6 protein-coding genes are annotated in these 7,112 nt (G+C 56.4%); 4 read left to right on the forward strand and 2 right to left on the reverse strand.

What is annotated here, in order from left to right; translation table 11 throughout:
• Window positions 1-53: 53 nt before the first annotated feature.
• Together CWI75_RS16810 and CWI75_RS16815 are read left to right on the forward strand one after the other, a co-directional pair.
• Window positions 54-1,088 carry a chemotaxis protein CheB gene (locus CWI75_RS16810; RefSeq protein ID WP_101522685.1) on the forward strand — a complete coding sequence of 345 codons (1,035 nt, stop codon included), beginning with the start codon at window positions 54-56 and terminating at the stop codon, window positions 1,086-1,088.
• A 29-nt stretch (window positions 1,089-1,117) separates the two neighbouring features.
• Window positions 1,118-2,416 (forward strand): erythromycin esterase family protein, encoded by a 1,299-nt coding sequence (locus tag CWI75_RS16815; RefSeq protein WP_101522686.1) that lies wholly within the window; start codon window positions 1,118-1,120, stop codon window positions 2,414-2,416.
• A gap of 64 nt (window positions 2,417-2,480) precedes the next feature.
• Here the strand turns inward: CWI75_RS16815 and CWI75_RS16820 are convergent, their stop codons facing one another.
• Entirely contained in the window at window positions 2,481-3,275 is a 795-nt protein-coding gene (locus CWI75_RS16820; protein WP_146003624.1) for a hypothetical protein, read from the reverse strand.
• A 72-nt stretch (window positions 3,276-3,347) separates the two neighbouring features.
• On the opposite strand from CWI75_RS16820, the gene CWI75_RS16825 reads away from it, so the two are divergent.
• A complete protein-coding gene (locus CWI75_RS16825; protein ID WP_101522688.1) occupies window positions 3,348-4,196 on the forward strand; it encodes a crotonase/enoyl-CoA hydratase family protein in 849 nt (282 codons plus the stop codon).
• A gap of 30 nt (window positions 4,197-4,226) precedes the next feature.
• A complete protein-coding gene (locus CWI75_RS16830) occupies window positions 4,227-5,867 on the forward strand; it encodes an AMP-binding protein (RefSeq protein ID WP_101522689.1) in 1,641 nt (546 codons plus the stop codon).
• Window positions 5,868-5,962: 95 nt separating this feature from the next.
• Here CWI75_RS16830 and CWI75_RS16835 read toward each other — a convergent pair.
• Window positions 5,963-7,112: choice-of-anchor F family protein (locus CWI75_RS16835; protein WP_146003625.1), on the reverse strand; the 1,150-nt coding region annotated here is incomplete at its 5' end.

Below are 7,112 nucleotides of genomic sequence, written 5' to 3' on the forward strand. Positions count from 1 at the left end.
TTCGCTGCGGACTGCTATGCTGAATCCTGTGAATGATTGTAGCGGGAGGCGCAATGAGAGACAGCGAGCGCATAGTCGTGGTCGGTTGCTCGGCGGGTGGCGTCGAGAGTCTGATAGCGCTGGTCAAGGGCTTGCCGCCGGAGCTCGACGCATCTGTATTTATCGTGCAGCACCTGTCGCCGAACTATCGCAGCGCGCTCCCGGAAATCCTGTCTGTACATGCACCTTTTCCGGTGAAACATCCGGCCGATGGCGACCATATCGAGCCCCGCACAATCTATGTCGCTTCCCCGGACCATCATTTGCTGCTCGACAACGGGCATGTCCTGATCAAGCGCGGCCCCAAAGAGAACCGCTTCCGGCCTTCCATAGACGCATTGTTCCGCTCCGCCGCCTACAGCTATGGTGCACGCGTGGTGGGCATTGTGCTTTCCGGGGCACTGGATGACGGTACATCCGGGCTTTGGTCGATCAAGCGACTTGGTGGCATAACCATGGTGCAGCTGCCTACGGAAGCTGCTTTCGATTCAATGCCATTGAGTGCGCTGAGCCAGGTGGAGATCGACCACTGTCTTGCCGCTCATGATATGGGTGCCTCACTGGATTCCCTGCAGGTTCCGGCACAGGTCGATACAAGTAACGCGATTACGGTGGTTGAGCGTGCAGGACTGGAGACGAGTATCGCCGGAGACGGTGATGCGTTCCGCAAGGGCATCATGAAGGCCGGCGAACTCACTCCCTTTACCTGTCCCGAGTGCCATGGCGTGCTGGTACAGATCGACGAGGGCGGTTTGCTACGCTACCGCTGTCATACCGGTCATGGCTACACCCGTCCGGCACTGCTCTCCGAGCTGGTCGAAAAGATCGAGGAAACCTATTGGATTTCAATGCGTAGCCTGGAAGAGGCGGCGATGCTGCTGGAGCATACGGCCGATACATTGAGCGAGCAGGGCAATAGTAGTGCGGCAGCACTGTTTCATGAGGAAGCATGCATTGCGACCGCCGAATCGAGAGAGCTGCGCGAAACCCTGCTGCGCAGGAAACGTTTCACCGGCGAGAACCTGTTCGGTGAAGAAAAAACCGACTGACCGCAATCCGATTTTACCAAGGGGGTGCTATGGACAATTCAGTGGTCAAGGCTTTACAGCAGCATAAGCAAGAATTTACCGGCAGTGACGGGCTACGGCCTCTGCTGGAATCCGTTAAAGACAAGAAGATCGTGATGTTGGGTGAAGCCTCACATGGGACGCACGAGTACTATAAATGGCGTGCAAAAATCTCAAAAATACTGATGGAGGATTACGGTTTCGATTTTGTTGCCGTGGAGGGCGACTGGCCACCATGCTATGAATTGAATCGACACGTAAAAAATTATGACGATGCCGTTGCAGACACCGGCAAGGTTTTGCAGCACTTCGAGCGCTGGCCTTCGTGGATGTGGGCTAACTGGGAAGTGTACGAGTGGGCGCAGTGGCTTCGTCAACTGAATCAGGGGCTGGCGGAAAACAAGCGCAAAGGATTTTACGGCCTGGATGTATACAGTTTGTGGGAATCTATGGATGCGATAATGGATTATCTGAAAGATGAAGATCCCGATGCGTTTGAAACCGCGAAAATGGCGATGCGCTGTTTTGAGCCTCACCGGGACGGCGATGGCCAGCGCTACGCACTGTCGACGCGATTGGTTCCCGAGGGCTGTAGCGCTGAAGTTACGCAACTATTGCGGGAAATTCGCAGCAAAGTACCCACTTACAATACGGATCGCGAGCAAACATTCAGTGTGGAGCAAAATGCGATGGTCAGTAACAACGCCGAGCGTTATTACCGGATTATGGCATCGGGCGACGAGTCAACGTGGAACCTTCGTGACCAGCATATGATGGACACCCTGAGCCATTTAATGGCGTTTCATGGTAGCGATGCGAAGGGTATTGTCTGGGCCCACAACACCCATATTGGCGATGCTTCATATACCGATATGGGTGACGCAGGCCTGTACAATATCGGTGAACTCGGGCGCGAGGAGTACGGGCGGGACAAGGTTGCCCTGATCGGCTTTGGTTCTTACCGCGGAAGTGTTCTCGCCGGGAGCTCCTGGGGTTCACCGGTGCAGGAAATAGACCTTCCGGAGGCGCGCGAAAACAGCTGGGAGGAATGGTGCCACCAGGCCGGCACACAGTTCTATATTGCCTCTGGTGATTTGATGGATGTACCGGAACTGCAGCGACGCGTTCCGCACCGTGCCGTGGGTGTGGTTTATAACCCACGACACGAACGTTACGGCAACTACGTTCCCAGTATTATCCCCCAGCGTTATGACCATTTTATTTTCTTTGATGAAACGAGAGGGTTGCACGCAATTGATATTCGCGAAGACAAAGCGAAAATGCCTGACACTTATCCGTATGGGTTTTAACGGCATATCCGGACGAGCAGCAACGCTTCGCAGGAGGCTCTGCCCGTCCGGTTATCGCCTTGTGTCAGTCAATTCCGAGTTGTTCCAACCAAAGCTTTTTGCCGCTGGCGATAAACCGCGGCATCAGGCTGAGCAGATGATCCGTGTCGGTATTGTCGTTCCACTCTTTTGGCAGTAATGGGTCCATGTTCAGCGCCCAGACGGCCTTTCTTCCGAGCCGGAGGTAATCCCGGCAAACTTCTTGCCTGGTTGTCATACTGGCTGATGTTGAACTGATCAAAGCTTCTATCCTGGAGGCGAGCGCCCGAAAAAGGTCATTACGTTCTCGGGCTTCCCAGAGCATTGTATCGGGCGCCATTGAAAGCGCCATCGCGTGGCAAACCAGCGACTCTGCCGACATGCCAAGAGCCGCCAGCTCACTGAGTAGTTGTGAAAATGTCAGGTTGAGGTTGGCGGGGCGGACAAAATAATCTCGGCCGGCCTCTACAAAACCCCGATGCCAAAGGGCGTTTTCATGTGAACGCCATTCTGGACGATTGGAGCGGGATACCCACTGTGTTGACGCAACCCACCAGTCTCCCTGCCACGGCTTGACCAGCTCCTCGCGGAGTGTCCATCGGGACTGTTCCTTGATCCAGGTGCCGGTCTTTGCCAACTGCCACTCGCCTCGTCGAGGACTTTTGATCAATCCATCGGTCGCCAGGCGGCTTGTGGCAACCCGCATGGAGCCCGGTTTGAAGCCCATGATCTCACCGCTGCGGGCAAGCATGGGGGAAGTGAGGGCGATGTCGCCGGCAACGGAAAGCACGTCCAGGATTACCAGCTTGGGGGACATCTCAGGGAGATCGAGTTCTTTCACGTTGACACTCACGGGACAAAAGTTACAATAAATCTTTTTAAGTGCATAATAGCGTAACAAAAGGATTGAGACATGTCTTTCGAAAGTATTTCCTATTCGGTCAGTGATCGTGTCGCCACCATCATGCTGAATCGCCCAGAAGCATTAAACGCGATTGACGCGAATATGCCGTCGGAGCTGGCCCAGGCGGTCGAGATGGCGAATCGCGACAAGAGTGTGCACGTGATCGTGCTGACCGGCGCGGGGAGCTCCTTTTGTAGTGGTTACGACCTGAAGCATTACGCGCAAACACCGGGTGCCAACGAGGGGCAGCAGGAGATGCCCTGGGACCCAATGGTCGATTTCGACCTCATGTATGGTAACACCGAGAAATTCATGTCTCTGTGGCGTTCCAACAAGCCCACTATCGCCAAGGTGAATGGTTATGCCGTAGCCGGGGGCAGCGATATTGCGCTGTGTTGTGACCTGGTGATTATGACGGACGAGGGCAAAATCGGGTATCCGCCCGCACGGGTATGGGGCATCCCGACACCGGCCATGTGGGTCTATCGGCTGGGTGCGGAAAAAGCCAAGCGCATGTTGTTTACCGGCGACCTGGTCGACGGGCAAACCGCCATGGATATGGGGCTGGTGCTCGATTCGGTTCCCTTTGATCAGCTGGACGAAGTCGTGGATAAGCTGGCTGATCGTATCAAGGGAGTGCCCAGAAACCAGCTGATGATGAGCAAGCTGATGATCAACTCCGCATTTGACAACATGGGACTAAAGACCACCCAGATGTTTGCATCCCTGTTTGATGGCGTTGCGCGGCACTCCCCGGAGGGGGTCTGGTTTAAGGAAAGGGCTGAAGAAGTGGGCTTCAAGCAGGCGGTAAAAGAACGTGATTCCGGTGATCCCATTGCGCCTGGCGTCTCCAGGTAATTGCACGAATTGTTAACAGGAAGAGCCACGATGCGACCGGCAATTGAAAACGATAACGATCATGTCCGTAAGCTTCTGAATGAAAACCCGACCCCGCTGCATTTGCTGCGACGCGCCGCCAGTCGCCATCCCGAGAAACTGGCGATCGTCTACCTGCCATCCGCCGATGGGGTCGCACCAATATCGGTAACTTACCGCCATTTGCTGGAAGAAACCGAAAAGCTGGCGTCTGCCATTCGCTTTAGTGATATCAAACCTGGCGAAAGCGTGGCCATATTCCTGCCCTTGCTGCCCGAGGCAGTTTCCGCGCTGATTGCAGCTGCCAGTGTCGCGGTGGCATTTCCGGTGAATCTGTTGCTGTCACCCGATGCACTGGTGTCCCAGTTCCATCTTGCCAGGACACGGTTGGTGATAACCATGGGCGCGCACCCTGCGCTTGATGTCCGGGAGCGGGTCGGGCAGGCGGTACAGGCCGCTGGCGGCATCAAACTGGTGGAGCTCTCCGTGACGGGCGAGGCATCCCCAGGCAGTGCGAGCTGGGAAGACTTCCTGTCGGAGGGTAAAGTTGCTGCCCCAGTTGCCGGACAGGATGCGGACAGGGTGGCGGCGCTTATTCACACTGGTGGCACCACGAGCGAGCCCAGGCTGGCCGGCCTGACCCAAAGAAACCTGGCCGCCGGTGGTCTTATGGCGGCGGCGGGTTTTGGCTACAGCTTTGATGACAGGATCGTTAGTGGCCTGCCGCTGTTCCACGTTGGCGGGCTGGTCGATGTGGTGATGGCTTCTATAGCCGTTCAGGCGACCGTCGTTTTCCCGACAGCACTGGGACTAAGAAACCCTGGGGTCATAAACAATTTCTGGTCCATCCTCAACCAGGTTGAAGGCACGATTATTGCTGGTGTCCCCACCATGCTGTCGACGATCAGCGATGCTCCTCGAGATGATCTGAGTGTCTCGACGCTTCGCGCCTCGGTGACCGGTGGCTCGCCATTGTCGACAGCTCTGGCGAAACGTGTTGAGAGAGCTACCGGATGTCCGGTTTACCAGCTTTACGGCATGACCGAAACCGCAGGTATTGTCTGTAACCAGGCCATCGACGGGGTTTTTCGGTCGCCTTGCGCGGGCAAGCCAGTACCGCTTTCGGAAATTTCCCTGGGGAAGCCCGGCGCTCCCCTTGACCCCGGCGCCTCCGGCGAACTTTATGTCAGAGGGCCACAGGTTTTTGCGGGTTATCTGACAGAACACGGATATATCAAAGACGATCAGGATGGTTGGATCAGCTCGGGGGATCTTGCGATAGTGGAAGAATCGGGTGACATTCGCCTTACCGGCCGCTCCAAGGAAATCATCATCCGCAGCGGCCATAACATTGATCCGCTGGTCATCGAGGAGGTCGCTATGAGTCATCCATCGGTGGCGGAGGCTGCCGCCGTCGCCATGCCGGATGCCTATGCCGGTGAGCTGCCGGTCTTGTATGTCCGCTATCACGAGGGTGAGGGTGTGAGCGAGGAAGTGCTTGCGGCATTTATCGCCGGGCAGGTGAATGAGCCGCCCGCTCGCCCCAGATTCATATTTTCCCTGGACGAGTTTCCCTATACACCGGTCGGCAAGATTGCTCGATATCGCCTCCGGCAGTTGGCGGCGGAACAGGCGGCACAGCGAACAGCCTGATTACCCTCGTGACCTTCCCGACAGCCGTTTTCGGCACACGGTCCAGGAAGAGTTTTAAGGCCCGGGACTCGACGTACGACTCCCGGGCTCAAGGCTCAGCGAAGGCGACGGCGGCGGGTAAAACCGAGCGCACCCAGGCCGAGAGCGAATATTGCAATGCCGGCAGGCTCGGGCACAGCCGCTACCGACGCCAAGCGCAGGGTAAATTCGCTTCCCATGAACTGAGTTGGATCAATCGAGTAGGTCAGGTTGAACTTGGCCAGGTCCTCGATGACGTCTACGCCTTCTACGCCCGTCAGGCAGGCCACACCATCAGCTACCACATCGCATGTGGAAACGCCGGAGCTGTCTGCCAGTGCAGCAAGAAGCTCAGCCAGGGTGTCGTACGATGTGCCGTTATTGAGGAAGGCAATGGTCGCAACAGTCACGACGTCGTCAACTAATTCCAGGCTACGGTTCTGCACCCAGGACCCATCGGCAAGCTGGTGCGCCAACAATACGTTGTCTGTGTCGGCGTTGCCGTCGTCGTCGTAGAAGACGCCGTTGGGCACCTGCGTATACGATAGGAGGTCACCAAATAAAGCACTATAAGCGCCGAATATGCCTGTGGACGTAAAACTGTCCGCACTGGTAAGTTGCAGGCCATAGCCCGCACGTTGGGTGTCAAAGTAGCCGTCCAGTGGGTGCACCTCGTCGGTCGACCCGAACAGGCCCCTGGCGAACAGTGAACTGAACTGGCTGTTCTTCGGGTCGGCACCAAAGTCAACGAAGCTCAGGCCGTCGTCGGCCGTGGAAGACTGGAAATCAGCGCCAATACCGGTACCCAGGGTGGCGGTAAAATCCGGCAGGCTACTCCCGGTCGCATTGCCGGATTTCTGGAATACCTTGTACAGGCCGTCGTTACCCGGGATTGAAAACGTGCCATCGGGGTTCGTTCCGAAAACAAGATCAATCGCATCAATGCCGGTTCGGTCGAGTTTGAAGCGTTTGCCGGACTGGCGCGGGCTGTTGCAGCTGGCAAGGCTCGAGGCCATGATGCAGTTGAAGACGTCGCCGCCCCCGGGCGCATCGTTGGGGTCCCCCGATGGCGCATCGTTAACCACCTTCAGGCCGGGAGAAAGCGTCTCTGCACCATCGAAAGTGATGACACCGCTGCTGCGCGCATTGCTATCGGGCACTTCGCGATCATAGATGGTGCTGTTGTAATCCCCCCAAAAAATAATCGAGGTTTTGAGTAGAGACTTT

The sequence above is a fragment of the Kineobactrum sediminis genome (assembly GCF_002868715.1).
GTDB lineage: Bacteria > Pseudomonadota > Gammaproteobacteria > Pseudomonadales > Halieaceae > Kineobactrum > Kineobactrum sediminis.

Bases quoted from the DNA above. Each gene is read 5' to 3' on its own strand.
- CWI75_RS16830 (WP_101522689.1), top strand. From the start codon at position 4,227: ATGCGACCGGCAATTGAAAACGATAACGATCATGTCCGTAAGCTTCTG.
- CWI75_RS16825 (WP_101522688.1), top strand. From the start codon at position 3,348: ATGTCTTTCGAAAGTATTTCCTATTCGGTCAGTGATCGTGTCGCCACC.
- CWI75_RS16810 (WP_101522685.1), top strand. From the start codon at position 54: ATGAGAGACAGCGAGCGCATAGTCGTGGTCGGTTGCTCGGCGGGTGGC.
- CWI75_RS16815 (WP_101522686.1), top strand. From the start codon at position 1,118: ATGGACAATTCAGTGGTCAAGGCTTTACAGCAGCATAAGCAAGAATTT.